Source organism: Pseudomonas gessardii (genome assembly GCF_001983165.1).
Classification (GTDB): domain Bacteria; phylum Pseudomonadota; class Gammaproteobacteria; order Pseudomonadales; family Pseudomonadaceae; genus Aquipseudomonas; species Aquipseudomonas gessardii.
Genome location: NZ_MNPU01000005.1, coordinates 168,478 through 187,330, shown reverse-complemented (window position 1 = coordinate 187,330; position 18,853 = coordinate 168,478). Strand labels below are relative to the sequence as shown.

Sequence of the window (18,853 nt, the reverse complement as noted above, 5' to 3'; positions counted from 1 at the left end):
TCCGCGACGCAGAGCGTCGCAAGAGGCGTTCCCACGCAGAGCGTGGGAACGATCTTGTGTATCCAGCCTTTGTTTTGCTGCTCCATCACCCAGATCAATCTTGCTATCGCGCCTCTATTCGCGCACTTAGACTGCGGCCTATTCCCACCTAGGTAAGCCGCCATGTCCGAGACGCTCCTCAGTTCCCGCAATCTGGCTTTCGAGCTGTACGAAGTCCTCGATGCCGAGGGCCTGACCCAGCGCGAGCGGTTTGCCGACCACACTCGCGAAACCTTCGATGCCGCCATCGGCACCGCCCGCTCCATCGCCGAAAAGTACTTCGCCCCGCACAACCGCAAGGGCGACGAAAACGAACCGCGCTACGAAGACGGCCAGGCGATCCTGATCCCGGAGGTGAAACCTGCCGTGGATGCCTTCCTCGAAGCCGGCTTTCTGAATGCGGCGCGCAGTTTTGAAGCCGGTGGCATGCAACTGCCGACACTGCTGTCCCAGGCCTGTTTTGCGCACTTTCAGTCAGCCAATGCGGCCTCCACCTCGTACCCGTTCCTGACCATGGGCGCGGCCAATCTGATCGAGAGTTTTGGCAGCGAGGAGCAGAAGCGGCGTTTTCTGCAACCGATGATCGAAGGCCGGTTCTTCGGCACCATGGCCTTGACCGAGCCCCATGCCGGCTCGTCGCTGTCGGATCTGCGCACCCGCGCCGAGCCCGCGGCGGACGGCACCTACCGCCTCAAGGGCAACAAGATCTTTATCTCGGGCGGCGATCATCCGCTGTCGGAAAATATCGTGCACATGGTGCTGGCCAAACTGCCGGATGCGCCTGCCGGGGTGAAGGGCATTTCGCTGTTTATCGTGCCCAAGTTCCTGGTCAATGACGACGGCAGCCTGGGCCCGCGCAATGATGTCGTGCTGGCTGGGCTGTTCCACAAGATGGGGTGGCGCGGCACCACCTCCACGGCGCTGAACTTCGGCGATAACGGCGAGTGTGTTGGTTATCTGGTGGGCAAGCCGCACCAGGGCCTGGCCTGTATGTTCCAGATGATGAACGAAGCGCGGATTGGCGTTGGCATGGGCGCGGTGATGCTCGGTTACGCCGGTTACCTGTACTCCCTGGAATACGCCCGGGAACGCCCGCAAGGCCGCCTGCCGGACAGCAAGGACCCGAACACCGCGCCGGTGTCGATCATCCAGCACGCGGATATCAAACGCATGCTGCTCACGCAAAAAGCCTATGTAGAGGGCGCTTTCGACCTCGGCCTGTACGCGGCGCGGCTGTTCGATGACACCACCACCCTGGACAACGAGGCCGGGCGCCAGCAGGCCCATGAGCTGCTGGACCTGCTGACCCCGATCGTCAAATCCTGGCCCTCGGAGTTCTGCCTGAAGGCCAACGAACTGGCGATCCAGATTCTCGGCGGCCACGGCTACACCCGCGACTACCCGGTGGAGCAGTACTACCGCGACAACCGCCTGAACCCGATCCACGAAGGCACCCACGGTATCCAGTCCCTGGACCTGTTGGGGCGCAAGCTCGGGCAAAATGGCGGCGCAGGGTTGAAGCAGTTGATCCGCCTGATCGCCGAGACCGGCGCACGGGCCCAGGCCTATCCATCACTCACGGCATTGCGCGAACCGTTGGAACAACTGGTGGCACGCCTGCAAAGCGTGACCCTCGGGCTGTTGACGGATCTCGCCCAGGGCAAGGTCAACAGCAGCCTGGCGAACTCGGCGCTGTACCTGAAAGTGTTTGGGCATATGGTGATTGGCTGGCGCTGGCTGGAACAGGCGATCCACGCCGAAGAAGGCTTGAGCAAGGGCAATGCGGCAGATGTCGCCTTCTATAAAGGCAAGCTGCAAGCGGCCCGGTACTTCCTGACCTGGGAAGTGCCGGGCTGCCATCATGAACTGTCGATCCTGCAGGCACGGGACGATACGTGCCTGGCCATGCAGGATGAATGGTTCTGATCAGGGCTGGCCGATGGCCTTGGCAATGACGTCGACCGTGGCGCTGACTTGCTCTTGGTAACGATCGAGTTCCTGCTGGTGACGCTGCTGCATGTCGATCTGCTCGGCACATAGGTTCAGCGCCGCCAGCACCAGCAGTTTATCGCCGATCAGGGTCGGGTACTTCTGCTTGGTGGTGGCCAGGGACGCCTTGAGCAGGGTCACGGCCTTGAGCAGGGTGTTATCCTCCCCGTCCGGGGCCTTGATCGAGTAATCCTCACCGAGAATCGAAACGACCTTTATCCCGTCATTCATGCGCTGACAGGACCTGCGCTCACACGCTCAACCAACGCCTGGATACGGGCTGCGGTGGCGCCCTGCTTTTCTTCCTGCTCCATCAGGTTCAGTTGCAGGCTGTCGTTCTCATCCTTGGCGCGGGCCAGTTCCGCCTTGAGGGATTCGTTGGTACCCAGCAATGCTTGATTCTGCTGCACCAGGTCACTGACCAGTTGTTCCAGTTGGCTGAGGGATGTTTCTAACATTTTGAATTCTCGGGCTTTTTCAAAGGGCGGTGACGATAAAGAAAAATCACCGTGGAAGCCAGGGATATCCTGGCGCGCAGCCTTGATTTCATGGGCCAGGCCACGCTGTAGAGCCTTAGTGACTGTATTTACGCCATCTGGTTCCTCAATCCATTCCAATGCGCAGCGGGTGCGACAAAAGCGCGCACCCCCTCAAGACTTTAGTCGTATGTCCGATAGGTCAGGCTTACCCCGCCTCAACGCCGCACGGATCGCGCCTATCCCAGGACCACTGCATGTCTCTTCGTAATATGAATATCGCGCCACGTGCGTTTCTCGGCTTCGCGTGCATTGGTGCGCTGATGTTGTTTCTCGGTATTTTTGCCCTGAACCAGATGGGCAAGATCCGGGGCGCCACCGAAAACATCACCCTGCGAAGCGTGCCGAGCATTCGCGCCCTCGATGATTTCACCCAACTGACCCTGCGCCTGCGCGTGCTGTCCTATCGCCTGCTGACCAACCGCGAGCCGGACGTGCAGCAAAAAACCCTGGAAGCCTTTGAACTGCGTAACCAGCAGATCCGTGCCGCCCAGGATGTGTATGAAAAGCTGATCGACAGCCGCGAAGAACGCTCGGCCTATGACGAGTACGTACGCCTGCTGGGCCAGTACCGCCAGATCGAAGAGCGGATGAGGAGCCTGTCGCGCAACAACCAGACCGAAGAGCTGCGCACCTTGCTCAACACCGAGTTGTTGAACAACTCCGAGGCGGTCAATGCCGTCCTGACGCGCCTGCTGGACATCAACAATTCGATGGCCAACGACAGCAACCAGAAAGCCGCCGAGCAATATGATGCGGCTTTTAACCTGGTGGTGGCCTTGCTGGCGCTGGCCACGGCGCTGACCGTGCTGTTCGCCTGGCTGCTGACCCGCAGCATCACCCTGCCGATTGCCCAGGCGTTGAGCGCTGCCGAGAAGATTGCCGACGGTAACCTGACCCAGCCGATCAAGGTCGATGGCGACGACGAAGCCGGCCGCCTGCTGCTGGCGATGCACAAGATGCAGGAGAAGTTGCGCGACACCCTGCAACGCATCTCCGGCTCGGCTACCCAACTGGCCTCGGCTGCCGAAGAGCTGAACGCCGTCACCGACGAAAGCGCCCGTGGCCTGACCCAGCAGAACAACGAGATCGAGCAGGCCGCCACCGCCGTCAACGAGATGACCAGCGCCGTCGAAGAAGTCGCGCGCAATGCCGTCAGCACCTCCGAAGCCTCGAAGAACGCCACCGCTTCAGCCGGCGATGGCCGCGACCTGGTGCAAGAGACCGTCAGCGCCATCGAGCGCATGAGCGGCGACGTGCAGGGCACCGCCACCCTGATCGGCGCCCTCGCCGAAGAGTCGCGGGATATCGGCAAGGTACTGGATGTGATTCGCGGCCTGGCCGACCAGACCAACCTGCTGGCGCTCAACGCCGCCATCGAAGCCGCGCGGGCCGGGGAAGCCGGGCGCGGGTTTGCCGTGGTTGCCGATGAAGTACGGGCCCTGGCCCATCGCACCCAGCAGTCCACCAGCGAAATCGAGCGGATGATCGGCAGCATCCAGGTCGGCACGGAACAGGCCGTGGACTCGATGCGCAACAGCACCGAGCGCGCCGAATCCACATTGAACATCGCCAAAGGCGCGGGCATGTCCCTGGATACCATCAATAGCGCGATTGTCGAGATCAACGAGCGCAACCTGGTGATCGCCAGCGCCGCCGAAGAACAGGCGCAAGTGGCCCGGGAAGTGGACCGCAACCTGGTGAACATCCGCGACCTGTCGGTGCAATCGGCCACCGGCGCCAGCCAGACCAGTGCAGCCAGTAATGAGTTGTCGCGCCTGGCGGTGGATTTGAATGGGATGGTGGGGCGCTTTCGGCTCTGATTGAAGTCATGAGGAATGGAGGGTATTAACCTCCATTCCCCGTACGAAGATTATCGAGTGCGTTTGTGTCTATATAAACCTCCTTTACAACTCCCCATTTATCCTACGTCGCCCTTCCCCCCCAAAACCAAACTTCAACACAACAATAAAAACGCAAATATTAGAAACATACCGGCACTGGCAAATAAAAAGACGCCCGTGGAATACTTAATTATCGCACTAGCGATAAACCACCCCATTCGAGTTCGGGACATACATTCAAACACAGAGACGTGAAACATTATGACCATTTCGAACGTGAATAACTTAGTGACACTTCCCCCCGTTCAGGATTCTTCCTCCACCCCAGCGGGTGAAGCCCGGGGCATTAGAGTGAGCTCTAACGATAGAGGAGGAAACACCTATTCTATCTATGGCCCATCCGATCCAAGAGCCGGCTCTCATAAAATCCAGGGCTTCCAGACCGGTAAAGATCTCATAGATTTTTCCGACACTCTAAAACACATGGGCTTAAACTCTTTCACCCTCCAAACCTTAGGTCCTGACGCCATAAAAAAACCAGGTGACACATTGTTGAACTGGGTTCCAGAAGACAATACAACCTATATTCATGTGCACAATCGACCGCCGCTTAGTATCACCGCAGAAGGCGAAGTAAGGAATGGGGATATTGTCGGCTCCGGCTGGACGTGACAACTTTCCTGACATTGCCCATATCAATAACAGGCAGTCCGCCTAACTAACCACAGTAGGTTCATTTTTTCTTAATGAGCCCGCGGAAACCAACACTAATCGCAACATACATATATTTTTTGATAAGAAGCCACCCGCCGGCGATGAGTACTGGAACTACCTGCCATTTGATAGGCGCAACCTGAAAGCTTTTTGACAGCGTAGCAATTCAACAGGTTAGAATCGCTGGCACGCAGGCTGCATGGCCAGTCTGCGCCCCGCCTTTTTTTCCGGAGTACTGCCTTTGAATGCGACGACCATCAACAGCCTGTTCTTGATCGGCGCGTTGCTGGTAAGTGCGAGCATTCTGGTGAGTTCTCTTTCATCCCGCCTGGGGATCCCGATCCTGGTGATCATCCTGGCCGTGGGCATGCTGGCCGGCGTCGATGGCGGCGGGATCATTTTCGATAATTACCCTACCGCGTATCTGGTGGGCAACCTGGCATTGGCGGTGATCCTGCTCGATGGCGGCTTGCGGACCCGGGTCGCGAGTTTTCGCGTGGCACTGTGGCCAGCCCTGTCGCTGGCGACCGTGGGGGTGTTGATTACCACCGGCCTCACCGGTATGGCGGCAGCCTGGCTGTTCGACCTCAATATCATCCAGGGCCTGCTGATCGGCGCCATCGTCGGCTCCACCGATGCCGCCGCCGTGTTCTCGCTGCTGGGTGGCAAGGGCCTGAACGAACGGGTCAGTGCCAGCCTGGAAATCGAGTCCGGCAGCAACGACCCCATGGCAGTGTTCCTCACCGTAACCTTGATCGACATGCTCGCCAGCGGCCAGACCGGCCTGCATTGGAGCCTGTTGACCCACCTGATCCGCGAGTTCGGCATCGGCGGCATTATCGGCCTGGGCGGCGGTTGGCTGATGCTGCAACTGGTCAACCGGATCAACCTGGCCAACGGCCTGTACCCGATCCTGGTGATCGCCGGCGGCCTGTTTATCTTTGCCCTGACCAACGCCCTGCATGGCAGTGGCTTCCTCGCCGTGTACCTGTGCGGCCTGGTGATCGGCAACCGCCCGGTACGCAGCCGCCACGGCATCCTGCATATGCTCGACGGCATGGCCTGGCTGGCACAGATCGGCATGTTCCTGGTGCTGGGCCTGCTGGTCACGCCCCATGACCTGCTGCCGATTGCCCTGCCGGCCCTGGGCCTGGCGCTGTGGATGATCCTGTTTGCCCGGCCACTGTCGGTGGCGGTCGGCCTGCTGCCGTTCAAGGCCTTCCATGGCCGCGAAAAAGTGTTTATCGCCTGGGTCGGCCTGCGCGGCGCGGTGCCGATCATTCTTGCGGTGTTCCCGCTGATGGCTGGCCTGCCCCACGCCCAGCTGTATTTCAACCTGGCCTTCTTTATCGTGCTGGTGTCGTTGCTGGTGCAAGGCACCAGCCTGCCGTGGGTGGCCAAGCTCTTGAAAGTGACGGTCCCGCCCGAGCCTGCGCCGATTTCCCGGGCGGCCCTGGAAGTGCACGTCACCAGCGAGTGGGAGCTGTTTGTCTACCGCCTGGGGGCCGAGAAATGGTGCATCGGCGCTGCCCTGCGCGAACTGAAAATGCCCGAAGGCACGCGGATCGCCGCGCTGTTTCGCGGCCAGCAACTGCTCCACCCGTCGGGTAGTACGGTGCTGGAAGTCGGCGACCTGCTGTGCGTGATCGGCCATGAACACAACCTCGCCGCCCTCGGCAAACTGTTCAGCCAGGCACCGCAACGGGGCCTGGACCTGCGCTTTTTCGGCGACTTCGTGCTGGAGGGCGACGCCCAGTTGGGCGCGGTGTCGGCGCTGTACGGGCTCAAGCTCGACGGCATCGACCCGGACATGCCGCTCAGCCACTTTATTACCCAGAAAGTCGGGGGCGCGCCGATTGTCGGCGACCAGGTGGAGTGGAACAACACCATTTGGACCGTCGCGGTGATGGACGGGAACAAGATCGGCAAAGTTGGCGTCAGATTCCCCGAAGGAAGTCGCCCGGGCCCCGGGCTCTTCCTCTAAACTGCGGGGCGACGGCGTGCCACTGGATGCCAGGACGCCCCCTATTTCCCACCTTGTCCGACCGGTCTCTATGACAATCCTGCGCACCTTTTTTGCCACTGCCCTGCTGGGCCTGAGTCTCTGCGTAAGCCCCGTGTTCGCTGCCGAGCCGCCGAGCGTCGAGAGCGTACAGCAGACCCTGGACAAGCTGCCGGACCGCAAACTACCCGACGCCGACATGAAGGCGCTGCAAAATGTGTTGCAGCAGACCCTGACCTTGCTGGGCAACAAGCAGGATTACGAGCAGCGCCTGAGCGATCTCAAGCGCCAATTGCAAGACGCGCCGCGCCAAACCACGGAAAACGCCCGTGAACTGGCCCGGCTCAAAGCCACCAAGGTCATCCCAGTGGCCCAACGCTATGCCAGCCTGCCGGTGCCGCAGCTCGAACAACTGCTGGTGCAGCGCAGCACCCAGCAAGGCGACCTGCAAAAGGAGCTGGCCGACGCCAACAGCCTGAGCATCGCCGCCCAGACCCGGCCCGAGCGCGCCCAGACCGAAATCAGCAACAGCCAGACCCGCATCCAGCAGATCAACGGCATCCTCAAGGCCGGCAAGGACAACGGCAAACCCCTCAATGGCGACCAGCGCAACCTGCTGAACGCCGAGCTGGCGTCGCTCAACGCCTTGATCCCGTTACGCCGCCAGGAACTGGCGGGCAACAGCCAACTGCAAGACCTGGGCAACAGCCAACATGACCTGGCAGTGGAAAAAACCGCGCGCCTGGAGCAGGAAATCCAAGACCTGCAAACCCTGATCAACCAGAAACGCCTGGCCCAGTCCCAGGAAACCGTGACCCAGCAGTCCATCGAAGCGCAAAAAGCCGGCAGCAGCAGCCTGCTGGCCACGGAAAGCGCGGCCAACCTGAAACTGTCCGACTACCTGCTCAAAAGTACCGACCGGCTCAACGAGCTGACCCAGCAGAACCTGCAAACCAAACAGCTGCTGGACAACGTGACCCAGAGCGACTCGGCCCTGGACGAGCAAATCAACGTACTCAAGGGCAGCCTGCTGCTGTCGAAGATTCTCTACAAACAGAAACAGGCCTTGCCGCGACTGCGGGTCGACCGCGACCTGGCGGACGATATCGCCAACATTCGCCTGTACCAGTTCGAGGTCAACCAGCAGCGCGAGCTGATCAGTTCGCCAAGCACCTATGTGGATAACCTGCTGGCCAACCAACCGCAAGACCAAGTCACACCGCAATTGCGCCGCACCCTGATGGAACTGGCGGTGACCCGCAGCGACCTGCTCGAACGCCTGAGCCGGGAGTTGAGCGCGCTGCTCAACGAATCCATCACCCTGCAACTGAACCAGAAACAACTGCTCAGCACCGCCGCCAGCCTGCGCGCAACCCTCGACGAACAGATGTTCTGGATCCCCAGCAACAAACCGCTGGACGTCGAATGGCTGGAAACCGTGCCCACCCGCCTGGAAAAGCAGGTCGACACCCTGCCCTGGGCCTCCAGCCTCAGCGAGCTGTACGACGGCCTGGCCCAGCGCCCGTTGCTGTTCCTGCCCCTGCTGCTGTTGATCGGCGCGTTGTTGTGGCGGCGCAGCAACCTGTACGAGCGGCTGAGAAAAATCCATATGGATATCGGCCACTTCAAACGTGACAGCCAGTGGCACACTCCCATCGCGATCCTGGTCAATATCCTCCTGGCCTTGCCGGTGACCCTCGGCCTGGCGCTGTGTGGCTACGCCCTGCAAATCGACGCCCGCGGGCAGAACGCCAACCTGGGCATGGCCCTGGTGCAGATCGCCCAGGCGTGGCTGGTGTTCTACACCGCCTATCGGATCCTGGCGCCGGGGGGCGTGGCCGAATTGCATTTCCGCTGGGAAAAACCCCAGGTCGAATTCCTCCAGGGCTGGATCCGCAAGCTGGGGCTGGTGGTGCTGGCGCTGGTGGCCGTGGTGTCGATCGCCGAACATCAACCGGCGGCCCTGGCCGACGATGTACTGGGCATCGCCGTAGTACTGACCTGTTATGCACTGATGGCCTGGTTGCTCAGCCGCCTGCTGCTCAACAGCCCGACCCATGAAAAAGCCTCGCTGTTTCGCAAGCTGGTGGGCGTGCTGTTTACCGCGCTGCCCATCGCCCTGTTTATCGCCGTGTGCTTTGGCTACTACTACACCGCCCTCAAACTCAGCGACCGCCTGATCAACACCCTGTACCTGCTGATGTTCTGGCTGGTGATCGAAGCCACCTTCGTTCGCGGCCTGGGCGTGGCCGCACGGCGCCTGGCGTACTCCCGGGCACTGGCCAAGCGCCAGGCCGCCAAGGAAGCCGGCGACGGCGAAGTGGTGATCGAGGAACCGACCCTGGATATCGAGCAGGTCAACGAACAATCCATGCGCCTGATCCGCCTGGCCCTGCTCGGCGGCTTTATCGCGGCGCTGTACTGGGTCTGGTCCGACCTGATCTCAGTGTTCTCCTACCTGGACAACATCACCCTCTACGAATACACCAGCGGCACCGGCGCCAATATCAGCATGGTGCCCATCAGCATCGGTGACATGCTCGGCGCACTGATCATCATCGGCATCACCTTTGCCCTGGCGCGCAACCTGCCGGGCCTGCTGGAAGTGCTGGTGCTGTCGAAACTGGACCTGGCCCAGGGCAGCGCCTACGCCACCACCACCTTGCTGTCGTATGTAATTGCCGGCGTGGGTTTTGTGTCCACCCTGTCGACCCTCGGGGTGAGCTGGGACAAGTTGCAATGGCTGGTGGCCGCGCTCTCGGTGGGCCTGGGCTTCGGCATGCAGGAGATCTTCGCCAACTTTATCTCCGGCATCATGATCCTGTTCGAGCGCCCGGTACGGATTGGCGACACCATTACCATCGGCAACCTGTCGGGCACGGTGAGCAAGATCCGCATCCGTGCCACCACCATCACCGACTTCGACCGCAAGGACATCATTGTCCCGAACAAAACCTTTATCACCGGGCAACTGATCAACTGGTCGCTGACCGACACCATCACCCGGGTAACCCTCAAGCTCGGCGTGGACTACGGCTCCGACCTGGACCTGGTGAAGGATTTGCTGCTCAAGGCCGCCAGGGATAACCCACGGGTACTGAAAGACCCGGAACCCCATGTGTACTTCCTCAACTTCGGCGAAAGCACCCTCGACCACGAGTTGCGCATGCATGTGCGCGACCTGGGCGACCGCAACCCGGTGATCGATGAGGTCAACCGCTTTATCAACCGTGAGTTCAAGAAGCAGAGCATCAACATTTCGTTCCGGCAGATGGAGGTCTACCTGAAGAACCTGCACGGCCAGGAATACAAACTGGTGGAAATCGAGCCCCTGAGCAAACCGGCCAATGACGGCTCGCCGCAACCCACACCGCCGACCAAACTCGACTAACCGCGTTATCCCCAGCAGAATGCTCGGACATTCTGCTGGAGATGGCCGGTGAAAGCCCTCGACGACCTGACCTTCGACAACCGCTTCGCCCGCCTGGGCGACGGTTTCTCAACCCACGTATTGCCCGAGCCCATCGACGCGCCCCGCCTGGTGGTGGCGAGCAACGCCGCCCTGGCGCTGCTGGACCTCGACCCGGCCGTCGCCGACACGCCGGTGTTCGCCGAACTGTTCGGCGGCCACACGCTGTGGGCCGAGGCCGAACCGCGGGCGATGGTCTATTCCGGGCATCAGTTTGGCGCCTATAACCCGCAACTGGGGGATGGCCGCGGCTTGCTGCTGGGCGAGGTGTACAACGCGGCGGGCGAACATTGGGACTTGCACCTCAAGGGCGCCGGGCAAACGCCTTACTCGCGCATGGGCGATGGCCGCGCGGTGCTGCGCTCCTCGATCCGCGAGTTTCTCGCCTGCGAAGCCTTGCACGCCCTGGGCATCCCCAGCAGCCGCGCCCTGTGCGTGATCGGCTCCGACACCCCGGTCTGGCGCGAAAAACAGGAGCGCGCCGCCATGGTGCTGCGCCTGGCACCGAGCCATATCCGCTTCGGGCACTTCGAGTACTTCTACTACACCCAGAAAACCGAGCTGCACCAGCAACTGGCCGAGCACGTGCTGCAGCTGCACTTTGCCCACTGCCAGGGGCAACCCGAGCCGTACCTGGCGATGTTCCGCGAGATCGTCGAACGCAATGCCGAGCTGATCGCCAAATGGCAGGCCTATGGTTTTTGCCATGGGGTGATGAACACCGACAACATGTCGATCCTGGGGATTACCTTCGACTTCGGGCCGTTTGCCTTCCTCGATGACTTCGACGCCCATTTCATCTGCAACCACTCCGACCACGAAGGCCGCTACGCCTTCAGCAACCAGGTGCCCATCGCCCAGTGGAACCTCAGCGCCCTGGCCCAGGCGTTGACGCCGTATATCAGCGTTGAAGCCCTGCGCGAAACCCTCGGCCTGTACCTGCCGCTGTACCAGGCCCACTACCTGGACCTGATGCGCCGCCGCCTGGGCCTGACCACCGCCGAAGACGACGACCAGAAACGGGTGGAGCGTTTGCTGCAACTGATGCAGAACAGCGGCGTGGACTACACCCTGTTCTTCCGCCACCTGGGGAATGAGCCCGCCGCATTGGCCGTGGCGCGCCTGCGGGATGACTTCGTCGACCGCGCGGGCTTCGATGCCTGGGCCGACGATTACAAGGCCCGGGTTGAGCGCGACGGCACAGGGAGCGAGGCAGAACGCCGCGAGCGGATGCACGCGGTCAACCCGCTGTACATCCTGCGCAACTACTTGGCACAAAACGCCATCACTGCCGCCGAATCAGGTGACTACAGTGAAGTGCGAAGGCTGCATGAGGTATTGAGCCATCCATTTGAAGAACAGGCCGGGATGGAGCAGTACGCGCAACGACCGCCCGATTGGGGCAAGCATTTGGAGATCAGTTGTTCGTCCTAGCCCTTCTCAGATGAACATGTCCACCGGCACTTTAAAATGCTCTGCCAGCCAACGAATCTGCCGCACGTTGAGCTGGCGCTTGCCGCTGAGAATTTCAGAGACCACTGATTGAGGACCAACGCCCGGTAAGTCGCTCTGGGTCAAACCGTGCTCTTGCATCATTGACCGCAACACATCGACCCCACTCACCTCAGGCATCGGCCAATGCTCCAGATCATAGGCCTCGACCCAGTCGCCGATGATATCCACCAACCCCATCAGCGGGTGGGTTTCGTCCTCCCCGACAATATCCAGCAATTCGTCGAGGGCCTCGACCAGCACATTGTAATCTGCCTCACTTTTGGGTTTGCGCAACAACGGTGACACAAACTCCCAGTGCTCAACGGCCTGCTCAATCAATACGCTCATTTCTCGTTACTCCTTCCACCTGCCCTTGTCATATTCATGGTGGTCCAGTACATGCCGGATATAGAGGCGCTGCATGCGGTAGCGCACAACGGCTATGAGCCGCAGTTTATTGCCACCGATATTGAAGACATGCAACGACCCAACCTTGTCCACTGAAGGAAAGACCGACCGCAATGCAGCAAAATCGCCGGGAGTAATGACCCTGACTTTGCGGTACCACTCATCCAGGGCACTGGCTGAGTTCGACCATTTTTCCTTGGCATTTCGAATTGGCCTCACACTGATTACTCGCATGCAATATCCTTATCGCATCTTGCTATGAAGGTTAGTCCGGGGATCAAATTATCGCAATATGCGATAACTGGTCAGCAGACCAATGGCGCAATCCCAGACCCGCCCAAGCAGCCTAGATACACGGCCAAAGCTGCGCACAGACAAAAATGTGAACGCGTGCGTCACCACCGCCGAACCTTGATAATCTCGGCCTTGGCTCCAAATAGTGTTCATTGGCAACGTCAACGGAACCCCATCATGTCCGATTCTCTTGTAATCCCCTGCCCCCACTGCAACGCCCTCAACCGCATCCCCCACGAACGCCTGGGCGATGCCCCAAAGTGCGGGCGCTGCAAGCAGCCGGTGTTGCTCAGCAAACCGTTTGAATTAAGCCAGGGCGACTATTCCAGCCAGATCAAGGGCGATTTGCCGCTCCTGGTGGATGTGTGGGCCGAATGGTGCGGGCCGTGCAAGTCGTTTGCGCCGGTGTTTGAACAGGCGGCCGGGCAGTTGGCGGGCAAGTGCCGGCTGGCCAAGCTCGATAGCGAGGCCAACCAGCAGCTTTCGGCGCAATTGGGGATTCGTTCGATTCCCAGCCTGATCCTGTTCAAGAACGGCCGCGAAGTGGCGCGCCAGAGTGGGGCCTTTCCATTGCCGCAATTGATGAGCTGGTTGCGCAGCCAAGGGGTGTAAGCCTGCGGGAGCAGGCAAGCCAGCTCCCACATCGAGCGTGTTCATCCTTGATGATCAGCGGTTTTCCAGCAGGTTATGCAGCGCCACAAACTGTTGGGTCAGTTTGTGGCGCGGGTCCAGGTGGATCAGCGGTTTGCTCTCCTGGTGGGACTCGCGCATGCGCACCGAGCTGGCCAGGTACACCGGCAGCACCGGCAGGCCTTCGGCGATCAACTCGTCGAGCATCTGCTGCGGCAGGCTCGCCCGGGCCTGGAACTGGTTGACCACAATGCCTTCCACTTCAAGGCCTTCGTTGTGGTCGTCCTTGAGCTCTTCGATTTCCGCCAGCAGCCCATACAGCGCCTGACGCGAGAAGCTGTCGCAATCGAACGGTATCAATACACGATCAGCCGCGATCAGCGCCGAAACCGCATAAAAATTCAAGGCCGGCGGGGTATCCAGGTATATCCGGTCGTAATCCTCGGCCAATTCATCGAGCAGCTTTCGCAGCTTGTTGATCTTGTGCTTGGCCTCAAGCTTGGGCTGCAGGTCCGCCAGTTCTGCAGTGGCGGTGATGACGTGCAGGTTGTCGAACGGGGTTTCGTAGATATCCACCTGGTTTTTCTTCGAGAACGGCCCGGAAGACAGGGTCTGCTTGAAGAAATCGGCAATCCCCATGGGGATATCGTCGCCCGTCAGCCCCGTGAGGTACTGGGTCGAGTTGGCCTGTGCATCGAGGTCCACCAACAGGGTTCGATAGCCTTCGCTGGCGCTGACCGCCGCCAGGTTGCAGGCGATGCTGGACTTGCCAACCCCACCTTTTTGATTGAACACCACACGCCGCATGGAAAAACCTCCGTGTATCAATGAATGCCCGAGTGTAGAGGGCAAAAGCGCCCGCTCGCTACCTTGATCATTCCTGTACTACAGCATTGAAGGCTTTATCTCGCATCGCAGCCTGTCGCTTCCTCCGACAAAACAGGAAATCCCCGACACCTGGCACACACCCCCCATGGCGGACAATCAGCGATTCTTTTTCGGCGATTTTGTAATATTCCGTGAACAATTCTTTACCAAAGTTTGCTAGAACCCCACCGCACCGGGATAATGCGCGCCACTCGGCCATCGCGCCATGTCCCGGTTCTACGGGCCAATTGCAGCACAAGGAAGCCCGCAGGGGCGGGAATTCTTCTCAGTGATCAACTTCAACATCGCCCAATGGCGCGCCTGGGCCCCGGGGCTCGACAGCGTGGATGCCTGGCGCGCCTGGTGCCATGCCCCGGCGTTGCTGGCCCAAAGCGATGCTGCGCCCGATGTGTCGTTTCTGCCGGCCATGCAGCGTCGGCGCCTGGGCCGCCTGGCCCGGATGGCCTTCAGTGTCGGCTGGCCATTGGCCGAAGGCCTGCGGGACCTGCCGCTGGTATTTGTCTCCCGTCACGGCGAAACCCCGCGCACCCTGGATATTCTCAGCGACCTGGCCACTGACCAGCCCCTGTCGCCCACCCAGTTCAGCCTGTCGGTACATAACGCGGTGATTGGCCTGTGGTCGATCCTGCGCAATGAAACCAGTGAAATGACCGCCCTGGCAGCGGCGGGCGACGGCCTGGAGCACGGCATGCTCGAAGCCGCGGCCCTGCTCAACGAGGGCGCGCCAGCGGTGCTGCTGGTAATCACCGAAGAACAGCCCCCCGGCGCCTACGCGCGCTGGATCGACGACGTACCGTTCCCCTATGCCCTGGGCCTGCTGCTGACCCCTGGCGACGAATGGCAACTGGCCTTGCACACCGCGACTGTCCAACCCTCCGAGACCCAGTGGCCCCACGCCCTGAACCTGCTGCGCACCCTGCTCACCGAGCAGGAGGCCTGCCAACATGCCTGGAAGAACCGAGTATGGAACTGGCAACGCAAACCCTGACCGAAAAGCCCCGGGACGCCTACTACTGGCGCCTGTTCGCCACGGCGGCCAGCTTTGTGCTGTTTGGCCTCGGCGGCCTGTGCCTGCGCCTGCTGGTATTTCCGCTGCTCAGTTGCCTGCCGGGGGACGCCCGGCAGCACCAGCGGCGGGCGCGCCTGACCATCGGCCGGTTGTTCTGGTTCTTTATCAACATGATGTACCGCGCCGGCATTCTCACCTATAGCGTCGAGGGCGCCGAAAAACTCGGGCGCCCCGGGCAGATGATCATCGCCAACCACCCGTCGCTGATCGACGTGGTGGTGCTGATCGGCCTGGTACGCCAGGCCAATTGCGTGGTCAAGCAAAGCCTGTGGCAGAACCCCTTCACCCGCGGCCCGGTGAACGATGCCGGCTACCTCAGCAATGACGGCAGCATCGACCTGCTCGATGCTGCTGCGGGCGCCCTGCGTGATGGCCAGACCCTGATTATTTTTCCCGAAGGCACCCGCACCGTGCCGGGCGCAGCGCCGGCCTTTCATCGCGGGGCCGCCGCCATTGCCCTGCGGGGTGCGACAATCATCACCCCCGTCGTGCTCAGGGTCAGCCCGACCACGCTGACCAAGGCCGAACCCTGGTATCGCATCCCCCACCGCCGTTTTCACTTCAGTTTGCAGGTGGGTGCCGATATAGACCCACAGGTGTTTGCCTCGCAAGGGCCGGCACCCCAGGCTTCACGCAAGCTCAACGATTATCTGCATCACTATTTCATTAAGGAGCTCGCCGAAGATGAGCAACCCCAACAGCCTTGAGCACGAGATAAAAACCCTGATCATCGAGGCCCTGGGCCTGGAAGACATCGACGCCAGCGACATCGGCAGCGAGCAAACCCTGTTCGGCGAAGGCCTGGGCCTGGATTCGGTAGACGCCCTGGAATTGGGCCTGGCGATCCAGAAAAAGTACGGCATCAAGATCGATGCCGACGCCAAGGATACCCGCAATCACTTTATCAACGTGGCCAGCCTCGCGGCGTTCGTCACGGCCAGACAGGCAGCTTGAGACCCGACCATGCAAACTCGTGACGATATCTTCAACACCCTGCGCGACGCCCTGGTGGAGTTGTTTGAACTGGAGCCGGCGCAGGTCACCCTCGACGCCAACCTGTACCAGGACCTGGAAATCGACAGCATCGACGCGGTGGACCTGATCGACCATATCAAGCGCCAGACCGGCAAGAAAATCGCCGCCGAAGAGTTCAAGGCCGTGCGTACGGTCAATGACGTGGTCGAGGCGGTCTACCGTCTGGTCCAACCGGCCGCATGAGCCGGCTGATCGGCCTTGGCCTGTTGCTGGTCGGGCTGCTGTACCCTTTCGCGGTGTATTACGGCACGGAGCATTTCGCCCCGTGGCAATTCGGCCTGCTGCTGGCCAGCCTGTGGCTGCTGCGCGCGCTGACCGGCCCGCGACGCCCCGGCAGTGGCTGGATGGCCGTGGTAGCGATTGTGTTTTGCCTGCTGCTGGCCTGGTTCGACAACCCGCAACTGCTGCGCTGGTACCCGAGCCTGGTCAGCCTGTTCATGCTGGCGCTGTTCGGCCTGAGCCTGAAGTACGGCCCGCCGATGGTCGAACGCCTGGCGCGCCTGAGCGATCCGCAGTTGCCCGAGAAGGCCATTGCGTACACCCGCCAGGTCACCGTGGCATGGAGTGTGTTTTTCTTGTGTAACGGCCTGCTCGCCGCCGCGCTCACCCTGTGGGCACCGCTGAGCTGGTGGATGTTGTACAACGGCCTGATCGCCTATGGGTTGATGGGTTTGTTGTTTGCCGTGGAATGGCTGGTACGACAAAGGGTTCGAGGCCGCGTATGAATTGGGTCAATCTTGAGCACCTGTTGCTTGAGCCTGTGCAACTGCGTTCGGTCACCACTGAACCGGCGATGAACCACGCACAACTATGCGAACGGGCCCTGAGCCTGGCGGCCGGGCTGCAAGCCCGTGGCATCCAGCGCCTGGCGGTGCACCTGAACGACGCCGGCGAGCTGGCGATTGCCCTGCTGGGCGCCTGGCGCGCCGGGGTCAGCGTGTTGCTACCCGCCGACCTGCAACCCCAGACCCGCCAACGCTGGGCCGCAGATGTTGACGCCTGGCTGACCGAAGCGGGCGACCTGGATGCGCTCTACCAGCCACCCCTTGCCGCCGCCGCCCTCGACCTGGATACCTGCCAACTGGGCCTGTGCACCTCCGGCTCCAGCGGCGAACCCAAGCGCATCGACAAGACCCTGCGCCAACTGGCCAATGAGGTGCAGGCCCTGGAAGCCTTATGGGGCGCCGACCTGGGCCAGGCCTGCATCATCGGCAGCGTCGCCACCCAGCATATCTACGGCCTGCTGTTCCGCGTGCTGTGGCCGCTGTGCGCCGGCCGCGCCTTTGTGCGCGAGCAACTGCCGTTCCCCGAAGACTTGCAGCGCGTCAGCCGCCAGCACCCACACTTTGCCTGGGTGGCCAGCCCGGCCCTGCTCAAGCGCATGGGCGATAACCTCGACTGGGCTGCCCTGAGTGCGGTCAAGCGGGTGTTCTCCTCCGGCGGTGCATTGCCCACTGACGCAGCCGACAGCCTGCACCAACGCCTGCAACAGTGGCCGACGGAGATCCTCGGCAGCTCGGAAACCGGCGGCATAGCCTGGCGCCAGGGCCAGGCACCGTGGCAACCGTTTGCCGATGTGCGCCTGACTCAGGATGCCGATGGCGCCCTACGCATTGCCTCGCCGTACCTGCCGGCCGGGCATGTGGAGCAGACGGCCGACGCCGCGCAGATCCACGCCGATGGCCGCTTTGAGCTGCTCGGGCGCCTGGACCGGATCGTCAAGCTGGAAGAAAAACGCATCTCCCTGCCCATGCTCGAACAAGCCCTGGCCAGTCACGCCTGGGTCGCCGAAGCGCGCCTGGGCGTGGTCCAGGAAAACCGCGCCTCCCTCGGCGCCCTGGTGGTGCTCAGTGGCGACGGCCTGCACGCCCTGCGCAACCAAGGCCGGCGCAGCGTCACCCAAGCCCTGCGCCAGCACCTGGGCCAGCATTGCGAAGCCCTGGCCCTGCCCCGCCGCTGGCGCCTGGTGCGGCAGTTGCCGCTCAACCCCCAGGGCAAACTGCCCCAGGCCGAGGTCGAAGCCCTGCTGCTGGCGCCGCGCCCCAAGGCGCCGGAAGTCCTGGCGCAAGTCGAGACGGACGGCGAATGGACCCTGCAGTTGAGCATCCCGCCGGACCTGGCCTACTTCAGTGGCCATTTCCCCCACACCCCGGTGTTGCCGGGAGTGGTGCAGGTGGAGTGGGCGTTCAATCTGGGCCAGCAATTGCTCGACCTACCAGCGAGCTTTGCCGGTATGGAAGTGCTCAAGTTCCAGCAACTGGTGCGCCCAGGCGATGGGGTCGAGTTGCACCTGCGCTTTGATCGCGAGCGGGGCAAGTTGTATTTCGCCTATCGCAATGACAGTGCGGCGTGTTCCAGCGGGCGGATTTTGCTGGAGAGCTCCCATGCATAGGCTGGGTGAGCGCTGCGCGCTCAATCGCGGGCAAGCCCGCTCCCACATTG

18 protein-coding genes and 1 pseudogene are annotated in these 18,853 nt (G+C 61.4%); 14 read left to right on the top strand and 5 right to left on the bottom strand.

Features of this window, described 5'->3' with window-relative positions; all coding sequences use genetic code 11:
- Positions 1–162 precede the first annotated feature (162 nt).
- Complete coding sequence (locus tag BLL38_RS06280) at positions 163–1,965, top strand: acyl-CoA dehydrogenase (protein ID WP_076961760.1); 1,803 nt, start codon at positions 163–165, stop codon at positions 1,963–1,965.
- Here the strand turns inward: BLL38_RS06280 and BLL38_RS06275 are convergent, their stop codons facing one another.
- Positions 1,966–2,259, bottom strand: coding sequence for a cell division protein ZapA (locus BLL38_RS06275; RefSeq protein ID WP_076961759.1), 294 nt, complete (start codon positions 2,257–2,259; stop codon positions 1,966–1,968).
- Positions 2,256–2,486 carry a hypothetical protein gene (locus tag BLL38_RS06270; RefSeq protein ID WP_029299225.1) on the bottom strand — a complete coding sequence of 77 codons (231 nt, stop codon included), beginning with the start codon at positions 2,484–2,486 and terminating at the stop codon, positions 2,256–2,258. Before BLL38_RS06270 ends, BLL38_RS06275 begins: the two co-directional genes overlap by 4 nt.
- Positions 2,487–2,644: 158 nt before the next feature.
- Between BLL38_RS06270 and BLL38_RS31820 the strand changes: the two are divergent.
- The 6 genes and pseudogenes from BLL38_RS31820 to selO form a co-directional block, all read left to right on the top strand.
- Positions 2,645–3,484, top strand: a pseudogene (locus BLL38_RS31820) (MCP four helix bundle domain-containing protein); the annotation flags it as partial.
- 30 nt (positions 3,485–3,514) lie between these two features.
- Positions 3,515–4,387, top strand: coding sequence for a methyl-accepting chemotaxis protein (locus BLL38_RS31815; protein ID WP_415756551.1), 873 nt, complete (start codon positions 3,515–3,517; stop codon positions 4,385–4,387).
- Between the two features lie 282 nt (positions 4,388–4,669).
- Complete coding sequence (locus tag BLL38_RS30350; protein WP_130898196.1) at positions 4,670–5,080, top strand: hypothetical protein; 411 nt, start codon at positions 4,670–4,672, stop codon at positions 5,078–5,080.
- A 283-nt stretch (positions 5,081–5,363) separates the two neighbouring features.
- Positions 5,364–7,106 carry a potassium/proton antiporter gene (locus BLL38_RS06260; protein ID WP_076961790.1) on the top strand — a complete coding sequence of 581 codons (1,743 nt, stop codon included), beginning with the start codon at positions 5,364–5,366 and terminating at the stop codon, positions 7,104–7,106.
- Positions 7,107–7,176: 70 nt separating this feature from the next.
- Positions 7,177–10,515: a mechanosensitive channel MscK gene (mscK, locus tag BLL38_RS06255; protein WP_076961757.1), complete on the top strand. Its 3,339-nt coding sequence runs from the start codon at positions 7,177–7,179 to the stop codon at positions 10,513–10,515.
- Between the two features lie 48 nt (positions 10,516–10,563).
- Positions 10,564–12,027, top strand: coding sequence for a protein adenylyltransferase SelO (selO, locus tag BLL38_RS06250; RefSeq protein ID WP_076961756.1), 1,464 nt, complete (start codon positions 10,564–10,566; stop codon positions 12,025–12,027).
- 6 nt (positions 12,028–12,033) lie between these two features.
- Here the strand turns inward: selO and BLL38_RS06245 are convergent, their stop codons facing one another.
- Positions 12,034–12,435: a helix-turn-helix domain-containing protein gene (locus BLL38_RS06245; RefSeq protein WP_076961755.1), complete on the bottom strand. Its 402-nt coding sequence runs from the start codon at positions 12,433–12,435 to the stop codon at positions 12,034–12,036.
- Between the two features lie 6 nt (positions 12,436–12,441).
- Entirely contained in the window at positions 12,442–12,729 is a 288-nt protein-coding gene (locus BLL38_RS06240; RefSeq protein WP_076961754.1) for a type II toxin-antitoxin system HigB family toxin, read from the bottom strand.
- A 237-nt stretch (positions 12,730–12,966) separates the two neighbouring features.
- Between BLL38_RS06240 and trxC the strand changes: the two genes are divergently transcribed.
- Positions 12,967–13,401 carry a thioredoxin TrxC gene (gene trxC / locus BLL38_RS06235; RefSeq protein ID WP_076961753.1) on the top strand — a complete coding sequence of 145 codons (435 nt, stop codon included), beginning with the start codon at positions 12,967–12,969 and terminating at the stop codon, positions 13,399–13,401.
- A gap of 54 nt (positions 13,402–13,455) precedes the next feature.
- Here trxC and BLL38_RS06230 read toward each other — a convergent pair whose 3' ends face one another.
- Entirely contained in the window at positions 13,456–14,226 is a 771-nt protein-coding gene (locus BLL38_RS06230) for a ParA family protein (protein WP_076961752.1), read from the bottom strand.
- 349 nt (positions 14,227–14,575) lie between these two features.
- Here BLL38_RS06230 and BLL38_RS06225 point away from each other — a divergent pair, with 349 nt between their 5' ends.
- Genes BLL38_RS06225 through BLL38_RS06200 form a run of 6 tightly spaced genes read left to right on the top strand, consistent with a single transcriptional unit; the run spans position 14,576 to position 18,803 of the window.
- The gene (locus tag BLL38_RS06225; RefSeq protein ID WP_076961751.1) at positions 14,576–15,295 is read left to right on the top strand and encodes a beta-ketoacyl synthase chain length factor; all 720 of its coding nucleotides are present in this window, start codon (positions 14,576–14,578) and stop codon (positions 15,293–15,295) included.
- Entirely contained in the window at positions 15,271–16,083 is an 813-nt protein-coding gene (locus BLL38_RS06220) for a lysophospholipid acyltransferase family protein (protein ID WP_076961750.1), read from the top strand. The genes BLL38_RS06225 and BLL38_RS06220 overlap by 25 nt, the downstream gene beginning before the upstream one ends.
- Positions 16,061–16,330 carry a phosphopantetheine-binding protein gene (locus BLL38_RS06215; protein ID WP_029296129.1) on the top strand — a complete coding sequence of 90 codons (270 nt, stop codon included), beginning with the start codon at positions 16,061–16,063 and terminating at the stop codon, positions 16,328–16,330. The genes BLL38_RS06220 and BLL38_RS06215 overlap by 23 nt, the downstream gene beginning before the upstream one ends.
- Positions 16,331–16,339: 9 nt before the next feature.
- On the top strand, positions 16,340–16,594 hold the full coding sequence (locus BLL38_RS06210) for an acyl carrier protein (RefSeq protein ID WP_076961749.1): 255 nt from the start codon (positions 16,340–16,342) through the stop codon (positions 16,592–16,594).
- Positions 16,591–17,136, top strand: coding sequence for a COG4648 family protein (locus BLL38_RS06205; protein WP_076961748.1), 546 nt, complete (start codon positions 16,591–16,593; stop codon positions 17,134–17,136). The genes BLL38_RS06210 and BLL38_RS06205 overlap by 4 nt, the downstream gene beginning before the upstream one ends.
- A complete protein-coding gene (locus tag BLL38_RS06200; protein WP_076961747.1) occupies positions 17,133–18,803 on the top strand; it encodes an acyl-CoA synthetase family protein in 1,671 nt (556 codons plus the stop codon). The genes BLL38_RS06205 and BLL38_RS06200 overlap by 4 nt, the downstream gene beginning before the upstream one ends.
- The last annotated feature ends 50 nt before the right edge of the window (positions 18,804–18,853 follow it).

Coding starts and splice junctions, on each gene's coding strand:
- BLL38_RS06280 (WP_076961760.1), top strand. CDS start 163: ATGTCCGAGACGCTCCTCAGTTCCCGCAATCTGGCTTTCGAGCTGTAC.
- BLL38_RS06275 (WP_076961759.1), bottom strand. CDS start 2,259: ATGAATGACGGGATAAAGGTCGTTTCGATTCTCGGTGAGGATTACTCG.
- BLL38_RS06270 (WP_029299225.1), bottom strand. CDS start 2,486: ATGTTAGAAACATCCCTCAGCCAACTGGAACAACTGGTCAGTGACCTG.
- BLL38_RS31815 (WP_415756551.1), top strand. CDS start 3,515: ATGCACAAGATGCAGGAGAAGTTGCGCGACACCCTGCAACGCATCTCC.
- BLL38_RS30350 (WP_130898196.1), top strand. CDS start 4,670: ATGACCATTTCGAACGTGAATAACTTAGTGACACTTCCCCCCGTTCAG.
- mscK (WP_076961757.1), top strand. CDS start 7,177: ATGACAATCCTGCGCACCTTTTTTGCCACTGCCCTGCTGGGCCTGAGT.
- BLL38_RS06245 (WP_076961755.1), bottom strand. CDS start 12,435: ATGAGCGTATTGATTGAGCAGGCCGTTGAGCACTGGGAGTTTGTGTCA.
- BLL38_RS06240 (WP_076961754.1), bottom strand. CDS start 12,729: ATGCGAGTAATCAGTGTGAGGCCAATTCGAAATGCCAAGGAAAAATGG.
- trxC (WP_076961753.1), top strand. CDS start 12,967: ATGTCCGATTCTCTTGTAATCCCCTGCCCCCACTGCAACGCCCTCAAC.
- BLL38_RS06230 (WP_076961752.1), bottom strand. CDS start 14,226: ATGCGGCGTGTGGTGTTCAATCAAAAAGGTGGGGTTGGCAAGTCCAGC.
- BLL38_RS06220 (WP_076961750.1), top strand. CDS start 15,271: ATGGAACTGGCAACGCAAACCCTGACCGAAAAGCCCCGGGACGCCTAC.
- BLL38_RS06215 (WP_029296129.1), top strand. CDS start 16,061: ATGAGCAACCCCAACAGCCTTGAGCACGAGATAAAAACCCTGATCATC.
- BLL38_RS06210 (WP_076961749.1), top strand. CDS start 16,340: ATGCAAACTCGTGACGATATCTTCAACACCCTGCGCGACGCCCTGGTG.
- BLL38_RS06205 (WP_076961748.1), top strand. CDS start 16,591: ATGAGCCGGCTGATCGGCCTTGGCCTGTTGCTGGTCGGGCTGCTGTAC.
- BLL38_RS06200 (WP_076961747.1), top strand. CDS start 17,133: ATGAATTGGGTCAATCTTGAGCACCTGTTGCTTGAGCCTGTGCAACTG.